The sequence below is a fragment of the Mycobacterium sp. TH-M11 genome (assembly GCF_057473725.1).
This window is the reverse complement of record NZ_JBYCLD010000291.1, coordinates 20,276-41,866: the sequence shown is the minus strand read 5'-3', so window position 1 is coordinate 41,866 and position 21,591 is coordinate 20,276. Positions and strand designations below refer to the sequence as shown.

Annotated in this window: 26 protein-coding genes and 1 pseudogene; 11 read left to right on the top strand and 16 right to left on the bottom strand. The window is 66.7% G+C overall.

The features are described from left to right. The 3 genes from AC2VOG_RS12150 to AC2VOG_RS12140 all read right to left on the bottom strand — a co-directional run. A partial coding sequence (locus AC2VOG_RS12150) for a phytoene desaturase family protein (protein ID WP_486940142.1) occupies positions 1-666 on the bottom strand: 666 nt, incomplete at its 3' end. A gap of 91 nt (positions 667-757) precedes the next feature. Continuing rightward, a complete protein-coding gene (locus tag AC2VOG_RS12145) occupies positions 758-1,192 on the bottom strand; it encodes a YbaK/EbsC family protein (protein ID WP_486940141.1) in 435 nt (144 codons plus the stop codon). Between the two features lie 40 nt (positions 1,193-1,232). Next, positions 1,233-2,081 carry an SDR family oxidoreductase gene (locus tag AC2VOG_RS12140; protein ID WP_486940140.1) on the bottom strand — a complete coding sequence of 283 codons (849 nt, stop codon included), beginning with the start codon at positions 2,079-2,081 and terminating at the stop codon, positions 1,233-1,235. Between the two features lie 246 nt (positions 2,082-2,327). Here AC2VOG_RS12140 and AC2VOG_RS12135 point away from each other — a divergent pair, with 246 nt between their 5' ends. Beyond that, positions 2,328-3,005, top strand: coding sequence for a sigma-70 family RNA polymerase sigma factor (locus AC2VOG_RS12135; RefSeq protein ID WP_486940147.1), 678 nt, complete (start codon positions 2,328-2,330; stop codon positions 3,003-3,005). Further along, the gene (rsrA, locus tag AC2VOG_RS12130; protein ID WP_486940139.1) at positions 3,002-3,277 is read left to right on the top strand and encodes a mycothiol system anti-sigma-R factor; all 276 of its coding nucleotides are present in this window, start codon (positions 3,002-3,004) and stop codon (positions 3,275-3,277) included. Before AC2VOG_RS12135 ends, rsrA begins: the two co-directional genes overlap by 4 nt. Positions 3,278-3,351: 74 nt before the next feature. Here the strand turns inward: rsrA and AC2VOG_RS12125 are convergent, their stop codons facing one another. Both AC2VOG_RS12125 and AC2VOG_RS12120 read right to left on the bottom strand, forming a co-directional pair. Beyond that, positions 3,352-3,426, bottom strand: a complete 75-nt coding sequence (locus AC2VOG_RS12125) for a 50S ribosomal protein bL37 (RefSeq protein ID WP_011728008.1) — start codon at positions 3,424-3,426, stop codon at positions 3,352-3,354. Between the two features lie 68 nt (positions 3,427-3,494). After that, positions 3,495-4,178, bottom strand: a complete 684-nt coding sequence (locus AC2VOG_RS12120) for a hypothetical protein (RefSeq protein WP_486940138.1) — start codon at positions 4,176-4,178, stop codon at positions 3,495-3,497. Positions 4,179-4,493: 315 nt separating this feature from the next. On the opposite strand from AC2VOG_RS12120, the gene AC2VOG_RS12115 reads away from it, so the two are divergent. Both AC2VOG_RS12115 and AC2VOG_RS12110 read left to right on the top strand, forming a co-directional pair. Then, a complete protein-coding gene (locus AC2VOG_RS12115; protein WP_486940137.1) occupies positions 4,494-4,709 on the top strand; it encodes a biotin/lipoyl-binding carrier protein in 216 nt (71 codons plus the stop codon). A gap of 29 nt (positions 4,710-4,738) precedes the next feature. Next, the gene (locus AC2VOG_RS12110; protein WP_486940136.1) at positions 4,739-6,253 is read left to right on the top strand and encodes a sensor histidine kinase; all 1,515 of its coding nucleotides are present in this window, start codon (positions 4,739-4,741) and stop codon (positions 6,251-6,253) included. Between the two features lie 63 nt (positions 6,254-6,316). Here AC2VOG_RS12110 and whiB1 read toward each other — a convergent pair whose 3' ends face one another. Continuing rightward, positions 6,317-6,571: a transcriptional regulator WhiB1 gene (gene whiB1, locus AC2VOG_RS12105; protein WP_486940135.1), complete on the bottom strand. Its 255-nt coding sequence runs from the start codon at positions 6,569-6,571 to the stop codon at positions 6,317-6,319. A gap of 258 nt (positions 6,572-6,829) precedes the next feature. Further along, positions 6,830-7,798, bottom strand: a complete 969-nt coding sequence (locus tag AC2VOG_RS12100) for a diacylglycerol/lipid kinase family protein (protein WP_486940134.1) — start codon at positions 7,796-7,798, stop codon at positions 6,830-6,832. A 125-nt stretch (positions 7,799-7,923) separates the two neighbouring features. Between AC2VOG_RS12100 and AC2VOG_RS12095 the strand changes: the two genes are divergently transcribed. After that, the gene (locus AC2VOG_RS12095; protein ID WP_486940146.1) at positions 7,924-8,337 is read left to right on the top strand and encodes a hypothetical protein; all 414 of its coding nucleotides are present in this window, start codon (positions 7,924-7,926) and stop codon (positions 8,335-8,337) included. 26 nt (positions 8,338-8,363) lie between these two features. Here AC2VOG_RS12095 and AC2VOG_RS12090 read toward each other — a convergent pair whose 3' ends face one another. The 3 genes and pseudogenes from AC2VOG_RS12090 to AC2VOG_RS12080 all read right to left on the bottom strand — a co-directional run bounded on the left by AC2VOG_RS12090 (position 8,364) and on the right by AC2VOG_RS12080 (position 10,522). Beyond that, positions 8,364-8,840 (bottom strand): GNAT family N-acetyltransferase, encoded by a 477-nt coding sequence (locus tag AC2VOG_RS12090; RefSeq protein WP_486940133.1) that lies wholly within the window; start codon positions 8,838-8,840, stop codon positions 8,364-8,366. Further along, positions 8,837-9,705 (bottom strand): annotated as a pseudogene (locus AC2VOG_RS12085) (isochorismate synthase). The gene AC2VOG_RS12090 and the pseudogene AC2VOG_RS12085 overlap by 4 nt, the downstream one beginning before the upstream one ends. 217 nt (positions 9,706-9,922) lie before the next feature. Continuing rightward, on the bottom strand, positions 9,923-10,522 hold the full coding sequence (locus AC2VOG_RS12080; protein WP_486940132.1) for an acid phosphatase: 600 nt from the start codon (positions 10,520-10,522) through the stop codon (positions 9,923-9,925). 214 nt (positions 10,523-10,736) lie between these two features. Here AC2VOG_RS12080 and AC2VOG_RS12075 point away from each other — a divergent pair, with 214 nt between their 5' ends. Next, complete coding sequence (locus tag AC2VOG_RS12075) at positions 10,737-11,537, top strand: ParA family protein (RefSeq protein WP_486940131.1); 801 nt, start codon at positions 10,737-10,739, stop codon at positions 11,535-11,537. On the opposite strand, the gene AC2VOG_RS12070 is transcribed toward AC2VOG_RS12075, so the two are convergent. Next, on the bottom strand, positions 11,538-12,761 hold the full coding sequence (locus AC2VOG_RS12070) for an Rv3212 family protein (protein ID WP_486940130.1): 1,224 nt from the start codon (positions 12,759-12,761) through the stop codon (positions 11,538-11,540). It abuts the gene before it with no gap. A gap of 20 nt (positions 12,762-12,781) precedes the next feature. Beyond that, positions 12,782-14,287, bottom strand: coding sequence for a DEAD/DEAH box helicase (locus tag AC2VOG_RS12065; protein WP_486940145.1), 1,506 nt, complete (start codon positions 14,285-14,287; stop codon positions 12,782-12,784). 307 nt (positions 14,288-14,594) lie between these two features. Here AC2VOG_RS12065 and AC2VOG_RS12060 point away from each other — a divergent pair, with 307 nt between their 5' ends. Further along, entirely contained in the window at positions 14,595-15,290 is a 696-nt protein-coding gene (locus AC2VOG_RS12060; protein WP_486940129.1) for a ferritin-like fold-containing protein, read from the top strand. 66 nt (positions 15,291-15,356) lie between these two features. On the opposite strand, the gene AC2VOG_RS12055 is transcribed toward AC2VOG_RS12060, so the two are convergent. Further along, a complete protein-coding gene (locus AC2VOG_RS12055) occupies positions 15,357-16,016 on the bottom strand; it encodes an MmpS family transport accessory protein (RefSeq protein ID WP_486940144.1) in 660 nt (219 codons plus the stop codon). A gap of 186 nt (positions 16,017-16,202) precedes the next feature. On the opposite strand from AC2VOG_RS12055, the gene AC2VOG_RS12050 reads away from it, so the two are divergent. Further along, positions 16,203-16,451 (top strand): DUF3107 domain-containing protein, encoded by a 249-nt coding sequence (locus tag AC2VOG_RS12050; protein WP_486940128.1) that lies wholly within the window; start codon positions 16,203-16,205, stop codon positions 16,449-16,451. On the opposite strand, the gene fasR is transcribed toward AC2VOG_RS12050, so the two are convergent. Beyond that, positions 16,438-17,094, bottom strand: coding sequence for an HTH-type transcriptional activator FasR (fasR, locus tag AC2VOG_RS12045; RefSeq protein WP_486940127.1), 657 nt, complete (start codon positions 17,092-17,094; stop codon positions 16,438-16,440). The genes AC2VOG_RS12050 and fasR overlap by 14 nt on opposite strands. Before the next feature lie 159 nt (positions 17,095-17,253). Here fasR and AC2VOG_RS12040 point away from each other — a divergent pair, with 159 nt between their 5' ends. The 3 genes from AC2VOG_RS12040 to AC2VOG_RS12030 all read left to right on the top strand — a co-directional run bounded on the left by AC2VOG_RS12040 (position 17,254) and on the right by AC2VOG_RS12030 (position 20,433). Further along, entirely contained in the window at positions 17,254-18,309 is a 1,056-nt protein-coding gene (locus AC2VOG_RS12040; protein WP_486940126.1) for a DUF3152 domain-containing protein, read from the top strand. 28 nt (positions 18,310-18,337) lie between these two features. After that, on the top strand, positions 18,338-19,510 hold the full coding sequence (gene moeZ, locus AC2VOG_RS12035; protein ID WP_486940125.1) for an adenylyltransferase/sulfurtransferase MoeZ: 1,173 nt from the start codon (positions 18,338-18,340) through the stop codon (positions 19,508-19,510). 68 nt (positions 19,511-19,578) lie between these two features. Then, positions 19,579-20,433, top strand: a complete 855-nt coding sequence (locus AC2VOG_RS12030; RefSeq protein WP_486940124.1) for a TIGR02569 family protein — start codon at positions 19,579-19,581, stop codon at positions 20,431-20,433. A 14-nt stretch (positions 20,434-20,447) separates the two neighbouring features. Here the strand turns inward: AC2VOG_RS12030 and AC2VOG_RS12025 are convergent, their stop codons facing one another. Together AC2VOG_RS12025 and AC2VOG_RS12020 are read right to left on the bottom strand one after the other, a co-directional pair. Next, complete coding sequence (locus AC2VOG_RS12025) at positions 20,448-20,750, bottom strand: MGMT family protein (protein ID WP_486940123.1); 303 nt, start codon at positions 20,748-20,750, stop codon at positions 20,448-20,450. Positions 20,751-20,752: 2 nt separating this feature from the next. Continuing rightward, positions 20,753-21,532 (bottom strand): alpha/beta fold hydrolase, encoded by a 780-nt coding sequence (locus AC2VOG_RS12020; protein ID WP_486940122.1) that lies wholly within the window; start codon positions 21,530-21,532, stop codon positions 20,753-20,755. Positions 21,533-21,591: the final 59 nt, after the last annotated feature.

Sequence of the window (21,591 nt, the reverse complement as noted above, 5' to 3'; positions counted from 1 at the left end):
CATCGCATCGGTGATGGCTTGTGAGCCGCCTTCGGCGACCGGCCAGCCGTGCCGGTGGCCGGCGGTGATGATGCCCATCCCGATCGCCGATGTCATTGGATAGTGCAGGGGCCGAAACGCGTGCGCTGCAACGCCGCCGAACAAGGCCCGGCCCTGCGGGGTACCGAACAGCCGCGCGAATGTCGACGCCGGAAGCACGGTCGGAGCCCCGAACCGGGCCAGCATCAGCGGGTGGTGGGGAATCCGCAGCAGCGGCCCCATGATGTCCGCACTGAGCGCGTCGAATCGAGCCGCGGCGTAGCCGAACGCACGCCGCCATCGTGCGCCATCGCGACCGAGACCGGCAGCGGTCCGCTCCACCGAGCGGTGCAGCACGCCCGCACTGCCGTCCTCGAGTGGGTGAACGCAGTCGATTTCGGGCCAGCGCCAGGTCAGCCCGTAGCGGTCCAGGTTGAACCTGCTCACGAACTGCGAGCCGACGGCCATCGGGTGGATTGCCGAGCAGTGGTCGTGCAGCAGGCCGGGCAGGATCGCCGCGCTGCTGCGGGCGCCGCCGCCGACCTCATCGGCGGCTTCGAGGACGGTGACCGCGACCCCCTCGGCCGCCAGGGTCACAGCGGCGGCCAGGCCGTTGGGCCCACCGCCCACCACCACCGCGGTCGTCATGTCATGCCACGGTAGTCGGGATCCGGCGGGCGGGAAGCCCCGGTTGTTCGGCGACCCGAAAGACGCAACGCCGCATCAGGATGAGCAGCTCTCAGGCCTGAATCTGCGCGGTCACTGCGCCGGTAAGCCGGATCAGGTCGTCGGGCGCCACCGCGACGTCCCAGCCGCGCCGACCCGCGCTGACGTACATTCGCTCCCATCGGAGCGCACCCGCGTCGACGACCGTCGGTAACGCCGTGCGCTGCCCGAGGGGAGAGATCGCGCCGAGCACGTAGCCCGTCGCCCGCTCTGCGGCCTTCTGGTCGGCCATGGTGGCCTTCGCCGCCCGCAATGCCGCGGCGGCGGCCTTGAACGACAGCTTCGCCAGCGCCGGCACGATCGCCACCGCCAACCCGTCGGGAAGCGCGATGACCAGCGTTTTGTAGATCTGGCCAGGTTCGACGGAGTCGCTCAGCGCACGAACCGCCTCGCCGCCGAACGAGCGTTCGCGCGGGTCGTGGTCGAACTTCACCACCTCGTGGGGCACGCCGGCGTCGCTCAGTACCGCCAGCGCCCGCGTCGCCGCTTTAGGGACCGGAGTACCCCGGCGGGTTCACGCCGTCGACCCAGAAGTCGACGCCGAGGGTGCCGCCCGGCACGCAGTTGTAGACCGACAGGTCTGTGACGCCGGAGTCCAGCAGCACGTCTTCGCAGAGCAGGGTGTTGCCGGTGTACTCCTTCGACGGCTTGTTGAGGATGACGTAGGCAGCGTCGGAGTAGATCTCGGGCTTACGTGCGCGGCCCATCGCCTCGTCGCCGCCCAGCAGGTTCTGTACCGCGGCGGTGGCCACCAACGTGCGCGGCCACAAGGTGTTCGAGGCGATGCCCTGGTCGCGCAGCTCCTCGGCAATCCCCAACGCGCACAGCGTCATACCGAACTTGGCCATCATGTACGCCGTCGGCTTCAGCCATTCTTTCCCGAGCAGCACCGGCGGGGACAGGGTCAGGATGTGCGGGTTCTCCCGACCCTTCATGTGCGGGATGCAGGCCTGGGACACGGCGTAGGTGCCGCGTACCTGGATGCCGTTCATCAGGTCGAAACGCTTCATCGGCACCTCGGTGATGGAGCCCAGGTTGATCGCCGACGCGTTGTTCACCACGATGTCGATCCCACCGAACTGTTCGACGGCCTTGGCCACGGCGGACTGCACCGACTCCGGGTCGCGGACGTCGCCGACGATCGGCAGCGCCTGCCCGCCCGCCTCCTCGAGCTCCTTGGCCGCGGTGTACACCGTGCCCTCGAGCTTGGGGTGCGGCTCGGCCGTCTTGGCGATCAGCGCGATGTTGGCGCCGTCCTGCGCGGCCCGCTTCGCGATCGCCAGCCCGATTCCGCGGCTGGCACCCGAGATGAACATGGTCTTTGCTTTCAGCGACATGAGCGTCACAGTAACGCCGCTCACAAGTGCCCCGCGTCAGTGGTGCGGAAATACCGGGGCGATCCTGGCTGTTACGCCAGGCGAAGCAGACAGTGTCAGGGGCAGGCTCTAGATTGGGAAAGGGGTAATCGCGTGTCAACGGCGACAAGCCTCACGGGCGAACAGCAGTTGGCCGGGTACCAGACGGGTCCGGTGTTGATGGACCTGTTCACCGGTATCGCGACAGAAGGGACTGCGTTACTCACTATGGCTGATACCGATGGCGCGACTGAGCCGGAGATCGCGGTCGATGCCGACGATTCCGGCGGCCGGGCGCGCACCCGATCCGACGAAACCGATGCCGAGCTCACCGCGCGATTCGAGCGCGACGCGATCCCGCTGCTGGACCAGCTCTACGGCGGCGCAATGCGGATGACCCGTAATCCGGCCGACGCCGAAGACTTGCTGCAAGAGACGATGATCAAGGCCTATGCGGGCTTTCGGTCGTTCACAGAGGGCACCAACCTCAAGGCTTGGCTCTACCGCATTCTGACCAACACCTATATCAACGGCTATCGCAAGAAGCAGCGTCAGCCCGCGCAGTATCCGACCGACGAGATCACCGACTGGCAGTTGGCGGCGACGGCCCAGCACACCTCCACCGGGCTGCGATCGGCGGAGGTCGAGGCGCTCGAGGCGCTGCCCGACACCGAGATCAAAGAAGCCCTCCAGGCCTTGCCAGAGGAGTTTCGGATGGCGGTCTACTACGCCGACGTCGAAGGTTTTCCCTACAAAGAGATCGCGGAGATCATGGACACTCCGATCGGGACAGTGATGTCGCGACTGCATCGCGGTCGGCGTCAGCTGCGGGAACTGCTCGCCGACGTCGCCAAGGACCGGGGTTTCATCCGCGGCGACCACGCACCCGAGCAGGTGTCGTCATGAGCGGGCACTCGCCCGAGCCGCCCATCAAGGACGAATGCGCAGAGGTCCTCGCCGAGGTGTGGACGTTGCTCGACGGCGAGTGCAGTCCCGAGGCGCAGGCCAAACTCAGACAACATCTCGAGGACTGCCCGCCCTGTTTCCAGTACTACGGCCTCGAGGAGCGGCTGAAGTTGCTGATCTCGACCAAGTGCCGGGGCGATCGGGCCCCGGACGGCCTGCGCGAGCGGTTGCGGTTGGAAATCAGCCGGACCACGATCATCCGCGGTAGCTGACACACAACCACGCCGAAACAAAGGCGCGGGCCGCCTGTCGGACGGTCCGCGCCTTTGTTGATTCGATCGGTTGGTTAAGCGTTGGGCCGCTTGCCGTGGTTGGCCTTGCTGTGCTTGCGGTCGCGCTTCTTCCGGCCTCGCTTGGCCATGATTGATCCTCCTCGCAGTTCTTGCTCGTCGATCAGTCTGTCATGCCGCCACCGGTCTGGACTAATTGCTAGACGACCGGCACGTGCGCCAGCGTGCTGCCAGTTGCGCTCGCCGAGGAGACCGGGCCCTGCTGGCCGGCAAGCGGGGCTTGGCCCGGCATTGCGGGACTCTGCCCAGGCATGAGCGGGGCGGGGCCGCCGGGCAGTCCGCCGGGGTAACCCGGTCCTTGACCAGGCAGGCCGCCGAGGCCGGGGGTCTGGCCGGGCAGCGTCTGGCCCGGAAGGCCGCCGAGGCCGGGGGTCTGGCCGGGCAGCGTCTGGCCCGGAAGGCCGCCGAGGCTGGGGGTCTGGCCGGGCAGCGTCTGGCCCGGAAGGCCGCCGGGCAGTCCGCCGGGAAGGCCGGCACCGCCGCCGAGACCGCCGAGGCCGCCGGGCAGGCCGCCCGGAAGGCCGCCGCCGCCGCCGAGCGCTCCGGTGGCGGGCATCAGCAGGTCGCCGGCGCCGGGAATGACGTTGTTCATCAGCCCGCTCAGTGAGCCGAACAGCGAGTTGGCGATGTTCACCGCGCTGCCGGCCCCCGACATCCCAGGGAACGGGTCATCGGCGGCGAATGGCTGCTGGGGAGCGGCTGCGGCCGCCCCGGCACCGAGCCCGACCAAGGCGTATGCCGCCATTGCCATCCCGAAACCGGTGGCCACTCGTCGTAGTAGTGATCCGCGGGTGGTCGTACACGCAAACATGTTGTCGGACAACGGAATACTCCTCAATTCGACTGTTTAACTCCAGGAGCTTCAGGCACTCCCATCACTTTGGACACTCTGCTTGCCCCATGTCACAGTTCGAGCACGACACTGTCACAGAAGCGGCTCTATAGGTTCTCTTAGTGATCTTGGAGTTTGCTTATCGATATATCCCCGGCACGAATCGTGACCTTTTGGCCGCACATATCGGCCGCTACCAGGCCCCGACGCCGCAGTCGGACGCTCGGAGTGCGACTGAGGAAATCGACTGTGGTTCGATAAAGTAGCGCAATTGCCGAAAACGGCGGGCTGACGAACGGGGTGCTGATGGCCGAGGACGTGCGGGCAGAGATCGTGGCCAGCGTGCTCGAGGTCGTGGTCCACGAAGGCGACCAGATCCGCGAGGGCGATACCCTGGTACTGCTGGAATCGATGAAGATGGAGATCCCGGTGCTGGCCGAGGTCGCCGGCACGATCAGCAAGGTGAGTGTGTCGGTCGGCGACGTGATCCAGGCCGGCGACCTCATCGCCGTGATCAGCTAGCCGCCTGAACATCACAACGGAGATCGCCGATGTCCACCCTCGGTGACTTGCTCGCCGAGCACACCGTCTTACCGGGCAGTGCTGTCGATCATCTGCATGCGGTGGTCGGAGAGTGGCAGCTGCTCGCCGACCTGTCGTTCGCCGACTATCTGATGTGGGTTCGCCGCGAAGACGATTCGCTGGTGTCCGTTGCGCAGTGCCGACCAAACACCGCGCCCACCGTTCTGCTGCGCGATGCGGTCGGGACCGTCGTCGACGCCGACCGGATGCCGCTGATCTCGGCGGCTTTTGATTCCGGTGCCATTCGCCTGGAAAGCAATGCAGGACAACAGTATTCGTGGCAGCAAACCGGAGTCAACATCGAGGCGGTGCCGGTTCGCTATGGCGACGCGGTGGTTGCGGTGCTGACGCACCAGACCGCCGTTGCCGGCACTCCCAAGTCAAGTCAGCTCGAGACCGCCTATCTCGATTGCGCCGCCGACCTGGTCCACATGCTCTCGCAGGGCACCTTTCCCAACGTGGGCGACCTGGCGATGTCGCGGTCCAGCCCACGGGTGGGTGACGGATTCATCCGCCTCGACGTCGACGGTGTGGTGTCCTACGCCAGCCCTAACGCGCTATCGGCCTATCACCGGATGGGTCTGACGTCAGAGTTGGAGGGGCACAACCTGATAGCTATCACCCGCCCGCTGATCTCGGACCCGTTCGAGGCCCACGAGCTCGCCGAGCACGTGCTGAATTCGCTGCGGGGCGGGGCGAGTATGCGCATCGAGGTCGACGCCGGCGGCGCCGCGGTGTTGCTACGGACGCTGCCGCTGGTGCTCAACTCCTCGCCGGCCGGTGCCGCGGTGCTGATCCGCGACGTCACCGAGATCAAACGTCGTGACCGCGCGCTGATGTCCAAGGACGCCACGATCCGTGAGATCCACCACCGGGTGAAGAACAACCTTCAGACCGTCGCGGCGCTACTGCGCCTGCAGGCTCGGCGGACCACCAACCCCGAGGGGCGCGAGGCGTTGATCGAATCGGTGCGACGGGTTTCGTCGATCGCACTGGTGCACGACGCGTTGTCGATGTCGGTCGACGAGGAGGTCAACCTCGATCAGGTGATCGACCGAATTCTGCCCATCATGAACGACGTGGCGACGGTTGATACGCCGATCCGGATCAACCGGGCCGGCATGCTCGGCGTCTTGGACTCCGACCGGGCGACGGCGCTGATCATGGTGATGACCGAACTCGTCCAGAACGCCATAGAGCACGCCTTCGATCCGGCCACCTGCGAGTCCGCCGTGGGCGGTGGGTCGGTGACGATCCGTGCCGAGCGCTCCGCGCGCTGGCTTGACGTCGTCGTGCACGACAACGGCCGCGGGCTCCCCGAGGGATTCACCATCGAGCAGTCCGATCGGCTCGGTCTCCAGATCGTTCGGACACTCGTATCGGCCGAACTCGACGGCTCCTTGACCATGCAGGACGCCCCTGAGGGCGGTACGGACGTCGTGTTGCGGGTCCCGATCGGGCGCCGCGCGCGAGCCGCGCACTAGGTGCACACACAACTGTGCGGCCCCGGACATCTTCGGGGCCGCACCGTTGGAAGGTGACCTGGGTCAGACTCCGGTACGGGTCTTCGTCCGAGCGTTGCGACGCTTGAGCGCACGTCGTTCGTCTTCGCTCATCCCACCCCATACGCCCGAGTCTTGCCCGGTGTTGAGCGCCCAGGACAGGCACTCGGTGATCACCGGGCAGCGGTTACACACCAGTTTCGCGTCGGCAATCTGCGCGAGAGCCGGACCACTGTTCCCGACAGGGAAGAACAGTTCCGGGTCTTCGTCGCGACAGACCGCTGTGTGGCGCCAATCCATTAGTCGTTACTCCTCACTATGTGCGCAGCAATGCGCACGAATGATTTTCTTCGGCTGTTAACGCAGGCACAAGAAATGTTTCCGTACCGTTGCATGCGGTTGTTCGATCGTTTCACAGGCTCAACAGATGTCAATAGCGGCTCGTTGGTCCGTGGGCTATCTCACTTCAAGGAGGTGTTTCCAAATCCCTTAACCGTTTGTACTACACTACGCCGGAATCTGGCCAGAGCGTTTGCTCACATTTCGCCAGGATGCAGTTCAAGGCATCTTTTTGGCCGGTGGGGCGACCACATCCAGGGCGTCGGGCACCGCGCGAAATGTCATGGTCTCGCGCAGTCCCAAGTAATCGCCGTCGATCTGGCTCGCCATCGGCGGATCGGCACAGGTAACTCGCACGCAACCCGCGTTGTCGTCGCGAACAACCTGATCACCGGCAACGTTGGGCTCTTTGGCGAACATTTGTGCGACCAGCTTGAGGCTCGGAACGATCTTCAGCCGGGTTACGCCGAAGACGCCGAGTCCGGATTCGAAGCTGGTGGTGGGGTTGGTACACATTGCGCGGCTGTCGGCATAGGTCCATGGGCTCGAGTTGGACACGAAGACGAAGTAGGTGCCCGTCACCGGCTCGCGGCCGGGCATCTCCACGGTCAGCCGCGGCGCCTTGCGAGAGTAGGCGAGCGTGGCCCGCGTCGCAGCAAGGATGTAGCGGGTTGGGGTGACCTTGCGGCCCTTTTCCCGCTGCGCCTCTACCTTGGCGACCGCCTCGGCGTCGACTCCCATTCCCGCGTTCAGAACGGCCCACTGCTCACCGCAGTCGATCAGCCCGATCCGGCGCCACTGTTTTTCCGTGCCGTATTTGTCGAGCAGCCAGATCAGCTGGTTAGTGGCGTCGATGGGGCCGGGCAGAATGCCCAGCGAGCGTGCCATCACATTGGCTGACCCGCCAGGGACGATAGCCAGCGCCGGGACGGGTCCGGTCGGCAGCCCGCGTCCCGGTTTCCCGAGCAGGCCGTTGACGACGTTGCTCACTGTGCCGTCGCCGCCGTGGACGACGACCAGATCGACCCCGTCCCGGGCTGCGGCCTGGGCAAGTTCGCGGCCGTGGCCGCGGTGGCGGGTGTGCTCGACGGTCAAGTCAAGCCGACTTTTGAGAGCGTGCGTGAGCAGATCGCGGCCGCCCGTTGTCGTCGAGGTCGCGGTCGGGTTGACGATCAGCACGGCGCGCATGAGGTCAGAGCCTACGTGAGCGGCGACGATGGGGGCCGCGGTGCGGCCCGTGGAGGAGCGCGACGTTGGGGTGAGCGGCGACGATGGGGGCCGCGGTGCTGCCCGCGGAGGAGCGCGACGTTGGGATGAGCGGCGGTGGCTACGCTGAGGCGGTGATCAGGCGTCCTCCGGCCAGCGTGCGCGCCGCGGGTTTCGTCGTCGCTGCTCAAGGTGGCGCGGGGGTGGTCGCCGCCGCTGTCCTGCTCATCCGGGCGATCGGTGGTGCGGGTCAGCGCGGGAACAACGTTTTCGGGACGTCGGCATGGTTCGCCATGACCGGGGCTGCTGTGTTGGCGGCCGGCTGGGCGCTGCTCACCGGACGGCGCTGGGGCCGCGGGCTGGCGGTGTTCGCCGAGTTATTGCTGCTGGGCGTGGCGTACTACCTGACGACGGGGTCGCAGCGGGCGCTGGTCGGGATCCCGCTCGCCGCGCTGTCTGTGACCGTCTTGGTGCTGTTGTTCAGCCCCGCCGCGTTGCGCTGGGTCGCGAACGAGTCGTGACGCAGTTGACCGCCGCCGACGGACGGTCACGATCCGGCCAGCGCGGCCAATTCCCGACCCGACACCCGATAGGTCGTCCATTCGCTCTGCGGCTGACCGCCGACAGCGTCGTAGAGCGTGATCGCGTCGGTGTTCCAGTTCAACACCGACCAGGCCAGTCGCGTGTAGTCGTTGTCCACGCATTCCTTGGCCAGCGCAGCCAACAGGGCGCGCGCCAGCCCGCGGCGGCGAAATTGGGCCCGTACGAACAGGTCTTCCAGATAGATTCCCTCGGCGCCATCCCAGGTCGAGAAATTCAGGAACCACAGCGCCATCGCCGCGACTTCGCCATCGACCTCGGCGACGTGTGCCTTCAGCGTCGTGTATTGGCCGAATAGCGCTGAGCTGATTTGAGATTCGATCACCGTGCACTGCTCAGAGGCGCGCTCGAAATGAGCGAGGTCGTGGATCATCGCGGTGATTGCCGCGGCGTCGGCGGGTTGGGCGCGGCGGACACGCTTCATGGTTCAATCCCCAGCGCTGTCAGAATTGTCTTGAATTTCGTTGTAGTTTCTGCGACTTCGCCATCGGGATCGGATTCGGCGACGATGCCGCCGCCGGCGTGAGCCAGCGCGGACAGGCGATCGGCGGCCAGTTGCGCGCCGCGAATGCTCACCACCCAGCGCCCGTCGCCACTCGCATCGCACCAGCCCACCGCGCCGGCGTAGAACCCGCGCTCGCCCTCCAATTCGCCGATCAGCCGAGTGGCGGCATCGGTGGGTACTCCGCCGCCGCCGGAGTGGGATGCAGAGCAAGCGCCAAATCGATTGCAGTTGTTGAGGTATCGCGCAGCAATCCGGTGATCGGTGTGCGTAGATGCCACAGTGCTGTGGTACCGCTCAGGGTTGGCTCGGCCGGGAACGTCAACTCGCGGCACAGTGGGCTCAATGCCTCAGTCATGGTTTCGATCACCAACTGATGCTCGTGGCGATCCTTGGCCGACTCGGCGAGCGCCGCGCCGGCGGCAGCATCGAGGTCGGCATCGGCGACCCGTGGCGCTGAGCCGGCGAACGGCTGGCAGGTCACTCGATCACCGTCACGGGCCACCAGCAGTTCGGGGCTGGCGCCGATCAGCACCGTGCCGTTGTAACCGCCGCCGGCCGCTGACAGGTCGACGAGGTAGCCGTAGGCGGCCGGGTCGCTCTCGACCAAGCGGCGCAGGAGGATTCGGGCGTCCAGTGGTGCGTCGGCCACCATGCGCAGCGCGCGGGCCAGCACTACTTTTTGCAGCGCGCCGCCGGCCGCGGTGAGTTCGTCGCAGGCCCGCCGGATTCGGGCACGGTGCTCGTCGAGCGTCGGAATCGCGTCGACCACGCGGACGTGAGGCATCGGCCCGGTCGGCCAATCGGGTAGCCCCGCCACGCGTTGAACCGAACGGGGTGCCATTAACGCCGCCGGCGCGTCGACATCAAATGCCAAAGCTCCCAGAACTATTGGTGTCGAACCTGAGCCCAATGCCGCCTGCGCGCTGGCCACGTCGTGATAGCAGGCCTGCACGCCGTCGGCGATCACCGCTGCGGACGGCGCGCACAGCACAAACGGCGGCTCAGCCGTCATTGGGATGGGGCAGGCCCAGTGCACTCACTTGCCGGATGCCGTGTTCGAAGCCGCCGAGCGCGATCGAGCCGGTGGACATACCGAATCGGCTCCCCTCGGCCAGCGGTAATTGCACCCATCGGGTGATGATGGCGCGACAGAAGTGGCCGTGGCTGACGAAGATGACGTCATTGGCAGCCATCAGATCCAGCGCCAGCGCAACGACCCGGTCGGCCCGTTCGGAGACCTCTGCAACGGATTCACCGCCCGGGCAGCCGTGCGTCCAGATCAGCCAGTCCGGGTCGATCTCGTGGATCTCCTCGCTCGTCACGCCTTCGTAAGATCCGTAGTCCCACTCGGAGAGCAGTTCAGATTCCTTGTCGACAGTCAGGCCGGCCAACTCGGCGGTCTGCATGGTGCGCCGGCGGGGACTGCTGATCACCTTTGGGTCGTTGAGGCGCAGGTCGGCCAGCGCCTGTCCGGCGGTGCCCGCTTGGGCTCGCCCGTTGTCGGTGAGGTCGATTTCAGTGTGCCCGGTGTGCTGACCGGACAGCGACCACTCGGTCTCGCCATGCCGAAGCAGCACTAGCCGATGACTTTGGACGCTCATGTTTACCGATTGTGCCTGACACATAAGGCCGTCGGTGCGCGGGCATGATGGTGTCAATGCCAGGATGGCAGGTGTTGACCGCCGGTGACGATGCAGAGCGTAGCGATGCTGAGGAGCGGCGTGAGATGACCGCCGGTGACGATGCAGAGCGTAGCGATGCTGAGGAGCGGCGTGAGATGACCGCCGGCAAGAAACAAAGGGGAGCGTCGTTGCGATGAAGGGGACCCGAGTACTGGCGGTGGCCAACCAAAAAGGTGGGGTGGCCAAGACGACCACGGTGGCGTCGCTGGGTGCGGCGATGGCCGACGCAGGCCGGCGGGTGCTGCTGATTGATCTGGATCCGCAGGGCTGTCTCACCTTTTCGCTCGGCCAGGATCCGGACAAGTTGGCGGTGTCGGTGCACGAGGTGCTGCTCGGCGACGTCGAGCCCAGTGCCGCGTTGGTGGAGACGGCCGAGGGGATGACGCTGCTGCCGGCGAACATCGACCTGGCCGGCGCCGAGGCGATGCTGTTGATGCGGGCGGGCCGTGAGTACGCGCTCAAAAGGGCGCTGGACAAACTCGACGGCGCGTTCGACGTCGTGATCATCGACTGTCCGCCGTCGCTCGGCGTGCTGACCCTGAACGGGCTTACCGCTGCCGACGAGGTCATCGTGCCGCTGCAATGCGAGACGCTGGCCCACCGCGGCGTCGGGCAGTTCCTGCGGACCGTCGATGACGTCCAGCAGATCACCAACCCGGGCCTGAAGTTACTGGGTGCGTTGCCGACGCTGTACGACCCGCGCACCACCCACACCCGCGACGTGCTGCAAGATGTCGCCGACCGCTACGACCTGCCGGTGCTGGCGCCGCCCATCCCGCGCACTGTGCGATTCGCCGAAGCCAGTGCGTCCGGCTCGTCGGTGTTGGCCGCGCGCAAGAACAAGGGCGCTTCTGCCTACCAGGAGCTGGCGCAGGCACTGCTCAAACACTGGAAATCCGGCAAGGCGCTGCCCACGTTCGCAGTCGACGGCTGACTAACCCAGCGCGACCAAAGTGTTAGCGCGTTGTTCCAGCAGTTGGGAGCCCGACGCGAGCGGGATCACCGGCGCCTCCGACGGTTCGCGGCGTAGCGGCAGGAAGTCCTCGCCGACTCCAGTGACCGGATCGCAGACGGCAATGCCCTCGGTGACCGGGACCAGCAGCTTGCCGGCCATCAGCGTGGCCGGACCCACCGGAGCCGACGAGCCCGCCGGCCCCACGGAATACCGGTAGGTCAGGTTCGCCGCGTCGAACACCATCACCCGGTGGCCGGTCCACCAGCTGATCAGGTTGCTGGACCGGGTCACCACATTGGATGTCAGCGACGGCTCAGGCAGCAGCGTGCTTGCGATGGTGGTGCCCGTTTCGTCGATGACGTCCACCCTGGGTTGGGGCGCGGGCAGGTAGATCGCGGTCCTGGTCTCCGACACGGTCAGCACTTTGGCGCCGGAGTCGGCGCCGATGCCCGGTTCGGCGACATTGTGCTGATCGGGTTCGTCTTCTTCCTTGGCCGGCCGCAGCAGTGCAAGTCGCAGATCGGCCTGTTGGCCGCACGCCTCGAACACCGACACCGCCGACGAGCTGGCGGCGGCCGACGTCAGGCGGCAGCCGGTGTGCAGCCCCTTCGACCCGACCGCTGAAGGCTTTACCGGCGCGTCGATCTCGCCGTACGACAGCATCCGAACCATGTCCGAGCGCCACAGCTCGAGCCGGGTATCGCCGGCGGACAACACCGTCGTTCCGTCCGAGGACAGCTCCACCCGGCGGTTGCTGTAACTGCTGCGGGCCGGGCCGCGCTGCCCGGTGGACGCGTCGATGGTGCTGACCTGGCCGCAGCCCCGGTCGTCGCGATACACCGCGACCGCGTAGCGGTACACCCAGGACACTCCGCACAAGTCGGCGTCGCGCGAATAGCTCCATCGCACGGCGCCGGTGGCGGGGTCACGGCCCTCGACGAGCCGACCGTCGCCGGTGACGACGGATCCGCCGACGGCGACCGGTTGCCCGGTGGCCGGGCTGTTGGCCCTCCAGAGCTCGCGCAGCGACGACGGCACCGCGTGCGCGGGCGTCGGATTGGGCGCGGGCACAGCCGCCGGGCGGCTGATAGTGGCCCGGGCGTCGCTGGTCCACCACATCAACGCCGCAGCCAAGGCCACCACCGTGACGATCGCTGCCGCCGCCAACAGATCGGCCTTGGTGCGGCGTTCCGGCTTGACCATCGGGCGACAGCGTCGCCGAATCAGGTGGCGGTGGCGGTGGCGCCGGCTGACTTGCGGGGGCGGCGACGGCGACGACGAGCGCGGGTGCCGTCGCCGGATTCGGAGTCGGAATTGCCTGCGGCCGTTACCGATCCGTCTGACTCGCCTGCACCGGGGTGTCCGGTCGCGGCCTGCCCGCCGCGGGTGCGGCGGCGCTGGCGGGTGCTGTTGCGCGGCGCCGCGGGCGCGTCCCCGCTGCGTGCACCAGTCGATGCGCTCCGTTTGACCGGTGATTTCTTCGGCGCGCCGACAGCGCCCTTGGTCTCGGTCGGAATGTCCAGCTCGACGTAGATGTGCGGCGAGTTCGAGTACGTCTCGGCCGGATCGGGGCAGTTCAGGCTGAGCGCCTTGTCGATCAGCGTCCAGCGGGGTAGCTCGTCCCAGTCGACCAGCGTGACCGCGATACCGGTCTTGCCGGCCCTTCCGGTGCGGCCGATGCGGTGCACGTAGGTGTTCTCGTCGTCCGGGCACTGGTAGTTGATGACGTGCGTGATGTCGTCGATGTCGATGCCGCGGGCGGCCACGTCGGTGGCTACCAGCACGTCGATGTCGCCGTTGCGGAACTGCTTGAGTGCTTTCTCGCGGGCGATCTGACCCAGGTCGCCGTGTACGGCGCCGACGGCGAAGCCGCGCTCGGCGAGTTCGTCGGCGACTTTCTGGGCGGTGCGCTTGGTACGGGTGAAGATCATCGTGGCGCCGCGTCCGCGTGCCTGCAGCATCCGGCTGACCAATTCCACCTTGTCCATCGCATGCGCACGGTAGGCGTACTGCTTGGTGAGGTCGTGCACCGCCGAGGAGTGCGGCGCCTCGGCCCGGATGTGGGTGGGCTGGTTCATGAAGGTGCGGGCCAGCGTGATGATCGGGTCCGGCATGGTCGCCGAGAACAACATCGACTGCCGCTCGTCGGGGATCTGCCGCAGGATCCGCTCGATGTCGGGCAGGAAGCCCAAATCGAGCATCTCGTCGGCCTCGTCGAGCACCAACACCGCCAGGCCGCCGAGTTGCAGGTGACCCTGCTGGGCCAGGTCGAGCAGCCGGCCGGGCGTGCCGACCACCACGTCTGCGCCGGCGCGCAGCGCCTCGATCTGCGGCTCGTAGGGTCGACCGCCGTAGATGGACACCACCGACAGTTTGCGGTCGCCATCGTCGGTATTCAGGTACTTCGCCGCGGCGGACAGGTCACCGTAGACCTGCAAACAGAGTTCGCGGGTGGGCACCACGATCAGGGCCCGCGGGATGCCGGACAGCGGCCGATCGGCGCCCAGGGTGGTGATCCGCTGTAACAGCGGGACGCCGAAAGCAAAGGTCTTCCCCATGCCGGTGCGGGCTTGCCCGATCAGGTCGTCGCCGGTGAGTGCCAGCGGAAGCGTGAGCTCCTGGATGGCAAACGGATGCTCGATGCCTTGCTCTTTGAGTGCCTGCACGATTTCGTCGCGAACACCAAGGTCGGCAAAGGTCATTTCGGGTGCGGCTTGGCTGGGTGTGATGAGTGGAGTCATGCGTGAAGAGGTGCCTTTCGGGCTCGTATTCGATTGGTCAATCGTTGCGGTCACGCGCGCACCAGTTGACGGTCGAATACGTTGCCGATTCGCGGGCCCTGCACTGATGAGAGGCGGGCCAACTGCATGCACGCACATTGCATAGGCAGAGGTGGCACTGTGATCTGCCACCGTTACCTGTGCCCATTGTAGCTGGTGGGGCCGTCCGACCCCGCTTTGCATCAACGGCGAGCGTGGCGGGCGGTCTGATGCGGCGCACGGCGGGCCCACGTCGACGGCACATAGAGTGGTGTTTATGACTTCGCTTCCGCAGGGTGGCCAGCTGGCCGATTCGCCTCCGTCACGGCTGCCCGCGGACCATCCGGGGATCGACGAACTCTTCGCGCTGCTGGCCTACGGCGAGGTCGCGGCGTTCTACCGGCTCACTGACGAAGCCCGGATGGCGCCAGATCTGCGCGGCCGAATCTCGATGGCCAGTATGGCCGCGGCGGAGATGGCGCACTATGAGCTGCTGTGCGATGCATTGGAGAAGCGTGGCGTCGACGTGCTTCCAGCGATCTCGAAGTACGCCTCCGCGCTTGAGGGCTACCACCGCCTGACCACCCCGAGTACCTGGCTGGAGGCCTTGGTCAAGACGTACATCGGTGATGCGTTGGCGGCCGACTTCTACCTCCAGATTGCCGATGCGCTACCCGAAGAGGTGGCCGACGTAGTGCGCTCGACGATGTCGCAGACCGAGCACTCGCAGTTCGTGGTGGCAGAGGTGCGCGCCGCGGTGACCAAGAGCAACAAGCAGCGCAGCCGATTGGCGTTGTGGTCCCGCCGTCTGCTCGGCGAGGCGATCACCCAGGCACAGTATGTGCTGGCCGAGCATGACGAGCTGGTCGAGTTGGTGGTGACGAGGGCCGAAGGACTGGCGCAGCTCAGCGGGTTCTTCGATCGACTGCAGCGCACCCACGACGAGCGGACCCGCGAGCTGGGCCTGACCTAGCGCCGGGCCTAGCGCGACGACGATGCGCGTCGCGCAGCGGCGCGAGGAGGAGTCGGCCAGGCAGGCTTAGCGGCTGCAGGCCGCGATCATCGTGCTGCTGGTCGAGATCGCGACATTTTGACCCACACCGTCGGCGATCGAGCAGTTCAGCCGAGCCGTCAGGCTGGTCGCCACGACCGATCGCGTACTCACCCCGGGGTCGAGCACGACGGTCCGAGACCATGGCAGTGACACGTTGAAGTCGGTTTGCGGCGCCCCCGACGCGTCGGTGTAGACCACGGTCACCAGATCGAGTAGGCCTTTGGTGCCGGTCACCCGGTAGACGAACGTGCGGGCGGCCACATCCGGCGCCACCGTCGGCGCGGCCGCCGGCGGCGGGATCACCGTCGGCGCGGTGCTGGTGGCGGTCGGGCTGGGCGGACGCGACGTCGGCGTCACGGTGGTCACCGTTTCCGGCGGCAGGGCCGGCACCAGCCGCGGCGTCGTGGTGTGACTCGGCGGCACCACGACGGTGGCCGAGGTCGAGGCGTCATCGCCGCCGTTGACGATGACGAGGGTGGCGATGACGGCGAGTACGAAGACGATCGCGGCGATGGCTGCGATCGGGCGCCAGCGCTCAGTGCCAGACGAGTAGTCGCCGTCGGCGTAGATATCGTCGACGGTCCCGTCGTCTGAGTCGTCCTGGAGCTCGTAGTCCAGGTAGTCCGTGGTACTGATGGTGCCGATGGTAGTGATGTGGCGAGTTGGCGCCCGGGTGGAAGCGGGGCGTGTCAGGTCACGATTTGCCAACGAGGCCCGTCATCGCGGGTGCCGAGGAATTCCCGGTGCGGGACCGGCTTTCGGCACTCCGCACCGGCGTCCACTAGCCTTCAAGACGCAAGCACGTTTACGTCAGGAACGGGAAGGGGCCGCGTGGAGGTCAAGATCGGTATCACGGACAGCCCGCGTGAGTTGGTCTTCACCAGCACGCAAACGCCGAGCGAAGTCGAGGCATTGGTCTCCGCAGCACTGGCAAAGGACGCGGACGTCCTGGGCCTCACCGACGAAAAAGGCCGTCGCTTCCTCGTCAACTCCACCAAGATCGCCTACGTCGAGATCGGCGCCGCGGACTCGCGCCGCGTCGGCTTCGGGATCGGTAGCGGCGCCGCTAAGAGCGGGTGAGCGGCACGTGGGACAGCCCGCCCCAGGCGAACAGCACAGTGCCGTCGACGGCGTCGTCCTTGCTGATCGGGCGATCGGAGTCCAGCCAGTAGCGGGCGCAGTCGACGCTCAGCGCGACCAAGGCCACCGCGATCATTCGGGCGCGGTGCGGGTCTAAGCCGGAGTCGGCGCTGATCAGGTCGAATACCGCGTCGATACACGATTCGGTGGCCACCCGAACCTGCACGGCGACCTGGGGTTCGGTGATGTAATCGTTGTCGAAGATCAACCGGTAGCCCTGGCTGTCGTGCTCGATGAAATCGAAGAAAGCCTGCACGGCGGAGCGCAGCCGTTGTCGGTTGTCGGTGGTGGTGCGCAGCGCCTGGCGCACGCCCGACACCAAATTGTCGACATGGCGCTGCAGCACCGCCAGGTATAACTCCAGCTTGCTGGAAAAATGTTGGTAGAGAACGGGTTTGCTGACCCCTGCGCGCTCGGCGATCTCGTCCATGCCGGCAGCGTGATAGCCGCGGTCGACGAAAATATCGCTTGCCGCGATGAGTAACTGACCTCGACGCTCGTCCCGAGGCAGCCGGTTTCCGCGCCGGGCGGAGCTGCCGGGTTTCACCCCGCTCCGACCGGCGGCGTTGGCGAGATCGCTCATCCATTCCTCAATCTGTCTTCGCGCTGGTATGACGAGTGCGCGGTCAATCGCACCGACACTACTACTCAGCGGGTTGTTCAACTGTTCCCCAAGCTCTGTACGCCGGCCTGACGACGTGTTGCAGGCGGCTTTTGGCGCGCCAAGAGTCCCAGCTAGCAGGTGTTGTGTCATTCTGGGAAAGTGACCTTCGACCCCGAGTGGCGTGGGGCCAACCGGGCGCCGGTCCTTCGCGACGATTGGCGTGAGCCGCTGCGAGCCCAGCGTGACCCGCTGGCGTGGGGCGGCGCCGGGCGGGTCCGGTCGAACCGTGACAGCGGCCGCTGGCGCAAACAGAGCTGGCTGGGGCGTTTCGTGTCCACCTACGGCTGGCGGGCCTACGCGCTGCCGGCGCTGGTGGCCGTCACCGGCGTCGTGCTCTACCAAACCGTCACCGGCACGAGTGCCTCTGCGCCGGCATCCGATCACCCGTCGCAGGGCCCGCCGAAGATCGGCGCGGTGGGCACGGTGATCGTCGACGCCCCGCCGCGTGGTCTGACCCAGTTCGACGCCAGCCTGCCTACTGGCATGCTGCCCAACGGCGGGCCGTTCACCGAGGCCGGTGCCAAGTCCTGGCGCATTGTCCCGGGGATCACGCCGCAGGTCGGCCAGGGCACGGTCAAGGTATTCAAATACACCGTCGAGACGGAAAACGGCATGGACCCCACGGCTTTCGGCGGCGACGATGCCTTTGCCTCGATGGTCGATCAAACGCTGGGCAACCCCAAAAGCTGGACTCACGACGCGCAGTTCGCGTTCGTCCGGCTCGATGCCAATAGCCGGGCCAAGCCCGACATCCGGATCTCGCTGAGCACGCCGTTGACCGTCCGCGAGGGCTGCGGATACGAGTTCCCGCTCGAAACGTCCTGCTATAACCCGTCTTACGGGTCTGGCGTGGAACCTCGTGTCTTCATCAACGAGGCCCGCTGGGTGCGCGGCGCGCTGTCCTTCGAGGGCGACATCGGTTCCTACCGGCAATACCTGATCAACCACGAGGTCGGCCACGCTATCGGCTACCTGCGCCACGAGTCCTGCGACAAGCAGGGCGGTCTTGCGCCGATCATGATGCAGCAGACGTTCTCCACGTCCGACGACGAAGACTCCAAGTTCGATCCGGAATACGTCAGGCCCGACGGCAAGACCTGCCGGTTCAATCCCTGGCCATACCCGATCGCCTAGCCGGGCGTGTTCATCTAGCCTCGGTGTGATGTTGCCGCCGCTAGTCGAACCGGCCGCCGAGTTGACCCGCGACGAGGTGGCCCGCTACTCCCGTCATCTCGTCATCCCCGATCTGGGCGTCGACGGACAGAAGCGGCTCAAGAACGCCCGGGTGCTGGTGATCGGGGCGGGAGGTCTCGGCGCGCCGGCTCTGCTCTACCTTGCGGCAGCCGGTGTCGGCACGATCGGCATCGTCGACGACGATGTTGTCGAGGAGTCGAATCTGCAGCGCCAGATCATCCACGGCGTCGCCGATGTCGGCCGCTCCAAGGCGCAGTCCGCACGCGACTCGATCGCCGCGATCAACCCGCTGGTGCAGGTGCGTCTGCACGAAGCACGGCTCGATCGGCGCAACGCCGTCGACCTGTTCACGCAGTACGACCTGATCCTGGACGGCACGGACAATTTCGCCACCCGCTATCTGATCAACGACGCGGCGGTGCTGGCGCACAAGCCCTACGTGTGGGGATCGATCTACCGGTTCGAGGGCCAGGTGTCGGTGTTCTGGGCGGACGCGCCGGCTGATGAGGCCGGCAACGAGCGGGGTCTGAACTACCGCGACCTGTACCCGGACGCCCCGCCGCCAGGCCTGGTGCCGTCCTGCGCCGAAGGCGGCGTGTTGGGCGTGCTGTGCGGGTCGATCGCGTCGGTGATGGGTACCGAGGCGATCAAGCTGATCACCGGTCTCGGCGAGCCGCTGCTGGGCCGGCTGATGATCTACGACGCGCTGGCGATGAGCTTTCGGACGATCGCGATCGGCAAGGATCCGGCCGCGCCCCCGATCACCGAACTGGTCGACTACGACGCGTTGTGCGGCGTCGTCCCCGATGCGCGCCCAGAATCCGCCATCACCCCCCGTGAGCTGCGTGATCTGCTCGATACCGGTGACCGGATCACGCTGATCGACGTTCGCGAGCCGGCCGAGTGGGAGATCAATCACATCGATGGGGCGCGACTCATCCCAAGTTCGTCGATCGCTTCTGGTGAAGGCCTGGCCGGGCTGCCCCGCGATTGCCGGCCGGTGCTGTATTGCAAGACCGGAATGCGCTCAGCCGAGGCGTTGACGGTCGTCCGCAGTGCCGGGTTTGCCAACGCCGTGCATTTGCAGGGCGGCATTGTGGCCTGGGCGCAGCAGATGCAGCCCGACATGCCGATGTATTGACGCGAACTTGAAATTGCGAGTTCGTGTCTAGTTCCGGGACCTCGCTGAGCGACGTTTAGGCTGTTCGGGTGAGTGTCGAGCCGCCGCCTGAGCATGTGCTGTCGGCCTTCGGTTTGACCGGCGTCCAGCCGGTAGCACTGGGGGCCGGCTGGGAGGGCGGCTGGCGATGCGGCGAAGTGGTGCTGTCGATGGTCGCCGAGAACGCCCGGGCCGCGTGGTCGGCGCGGGTGCGCGAAACGTTGTTCATCGACGGTGTGCGGCTGGCCCGGCCGGTCCGCTCGACCGACGGGCGCTATGTGGTTTCCGGTTGGCGCGCGGACACCTTTGTCGCCGGCCAACCCGAGCCCCGGCACGACGAGGTGGTGTCGGCGGCGGTGCGGCTACACGAGGCCACCGGCAAGCTCGAACGACCACGTTTTCTCACCCAGGGGCCGACGGCCCCGTGGGCCGATGTCGACGTATTCATCGCCGCCGACCGGGCCGCGTGGGAAGAACGCCCGCTGCAATCGGTGCCGGCGGCAGCCCGCGCGGCGTCTCCCACCGCGGACGCACAGCGCTCGGTCGAGCTGATCAATCAGCTTGCCGGACTGCGCCGCCCGACCAAGAGTCCCAACCAGCTGGTCGACGGCGACCTGTACGGCACGGTGCTGTTCGCGGGTGCCGCCGCCCCGGGGATCACCGACATCACGCCCTATTGGCGGCCCGCGTCGTGGGCGGCCGGTGTAGTCGTCGTCGATGCGTTGTCCTGGGGTGAGGCCGACGAGGGTCTCATCGACCGCTGGAACGCGCTACCGGAATGGCCGCAGATGTTGTTGCGCGCGTTGATGTTCCGGCTTGCAGTGCACGCGTTGCATCCAAGGTCGACGGCCGAGGCGTTCCCGGGCCTGGCTCGGACCGCTGCGCTGGTGCGATTGATGCTCTAACCGGGGCTCATGATCTAGCTGGGAAAGGCGTAGCGCACCTCGTCGAGCGGGATCTTGCCGTCGCTCGACAGAACCCCTTCTGCCCGAAGCAATTCCAATTGTCGTGTGGTCAGCTGCTTTGCGGGGCGGCCCGATGCGGTGATCACCCGGTGCCAGGGTAGGTCCAGTGAGTCGATGCGCATGATGTATCCGACGATGCGAGGGCTGGAAAGCCCAGCGATAGCAGCGATATCGCCATAGGTCGCGACACGGCCCACGGGTATCGCGGCCACCAGCGCGCGCACCCGCTCGACCTGGTCGTCGGTGATGGGCGCCATGGTCAGGTCATCCGTTCGCGGATAAGGGCGGCAACCTCAGCTGGTTTGGTCTCGGCCACCATGTGATCGCACTCGAACGTCAGATGGCGGAAATCGGAGCCCAACCGCGCACGCAGCTCGTTGACGAGCCGGTCGGTGACATATGCCGGTGAGGTCCAGGCCGCCTGCACCAATGTTGTGTCAATCCCTTGAGCAGGCAACACGATATCGCGGGCCAGCTCGCTCCAGTAGGACATCATCGCCGGTAGGCTGAGCCGCCAGGTGCATCGTCCGTTCGGCAGCATCACGAGGTGCTCGCGGAGTTCGGCGTCCACCACCGCCGCGTCCACGCCCGCCCAGGATCCGTTGGTTTTCGCCGCGCGGGCTTCGGCGGCATTGCGGTAGTCGGGGGAGGCCAGCATGGCATCGGCGATCTCGCGCATCCAGCCGCCGTCCAGTCCGACGGCAGGGTCGAGCAGCACGAGCCCGCAGACCCGGTCCGGATGCGCGGCCGCCAGGTTCATCGCGACCGCGCCGCCGAAGGAATGCGCCAGGACGATCACCGGTCCATCGGTCTCGTTGTCGAGGAGTTCGGCCAGCGCTGCCACATTTGCCTCGATAGTCCACGGCGCGTCCCACGACGAGTGGCCGTGTCCGATCAGATCCGGTCCGGCAACAGCGATCTCGGGCAGATGCCGGTTGGCCAGATGTCCCCAACGCCGGCCGTGACCGGTCAGACCGTGCAGCGCCAGCAGCCGAACCGGACCGGCCGGCCCGAAGCGGTGCACGTGCAATCCGGTCACGCGTCGATCGTGCCAGTAGGGCGAGCGGCCCAACTTGTCGGACCCCTGTGGTGTCATTC

Coding starts and splice junctions, on each gene's coding strand:
- AC2VOG_RS12090 (WP_486940133.1), bottom strand. CDS start 8,840: ATGAAGCGTGTCCGCCGCGCCCAACCCGCCGACGCCGCGGCAATCACC.
- moeZ (WP_486940125.1), top strand. CDS start 18,338: ATGTTGCCGCCGCTAGTCGAACCGGCCGCCGAGTTGACCCGCGACGAG.
- AC2VOG_RS12025 (WP_486940123.1), bottom strand. CDS start 20,750: ATGGCGCCCATCACCGACGACCAGGTCGAGCGGGTGCGCGCGCTGGTG.
- rsrA (WP_486940139.1), top strand. CDS start 3,002: ATGAGCGGGCACTCGCCCGAGCCGCCCATCAAGGACGAATGCGCAGAG.
- AC2VOG_RS12140 (WP_486940140.1), bottom strand. CDS start 2,081: ATGTCGCTGAAAGCAAAGACCATGTTCATCTCGGGTGCCAGCCGCGGA.
- AC2VOG_RS12070 (WP_486940130.1), bottom strand. CDS start 12,761: ATGGTCAAGCCGGAACGCCGCACCAAGGCCGATCTGTTGGCGGCGGCA.
- AC2VOG_RS12095 (WP_486940146.1), top strand. CDS start 7,924: ATGAGCGGCGGTGGCTACGCTGAGGCGGTGATCAGGCGTCCTCCGGCC.
- AC2VOG_RS12135 (WP_486940147.1), top strand. CDS start 2,328: ATGGCTGATACCGATGGCGCGACTGAGCCGGAGATCGCGGTCGATGCC.
- AC2VOG_RS12100 (WP_486940134.1), bottom strand. CDS start 7,798: ATGCGCGCCGTGCTGATCGTCAACCCGACCGCGACCTCGACGACAACG.
- AC2VOG_RS12080 (WP_486940132.1), bottom strand. CDS start 10,522: ATGAGCGTCCAAAGTCATCGGCTAGTGCTGCTTCGGCATGGCGAGACC.
- AC2VOG_RS12060 (WP_486940129.1), top strand. CDS start 14,595: ATGACTTCGCTTCCGCAGGGTGGCCAGCTGGCCGATTCGCCTCCGTCA.
- AC2VOG_RS12110 (WP_486940136.1), top strand. CDS start 4,739: ATGTCCACCCTCGGTGACTTGCTCGCCGAGCACACCGTCTTACCGGGC.
- fasR (WP_486940127.1), bottom strand. CDS start 17,094: ATGAGCGATCTCGCCAACGCCGCCGGTCGGAGCGGGGTGAAACCCGGC.
- AC2VOG_RS12115 (WP_486940137.1), top strand. CDS start 4,494: ATGGCCGAGGACGTGCGGGCAGAGATCGTGGCCAGCGTGCTCGAGGTC.
- AC2VOG_RS12075 (WP_486940131.1), top strand. CDS start 10,737: ATGAAGGGGACCCGAGTACTGGCGGTGGCCAACCAAAAAGGTGGGGTG.
- whiB1 (WP_486940135.1), bottom strand. CDS start 6,571: ATGGATTGGCGCCACACAGCGGTCTGTCGCGACGAAGACCCGGAACTG.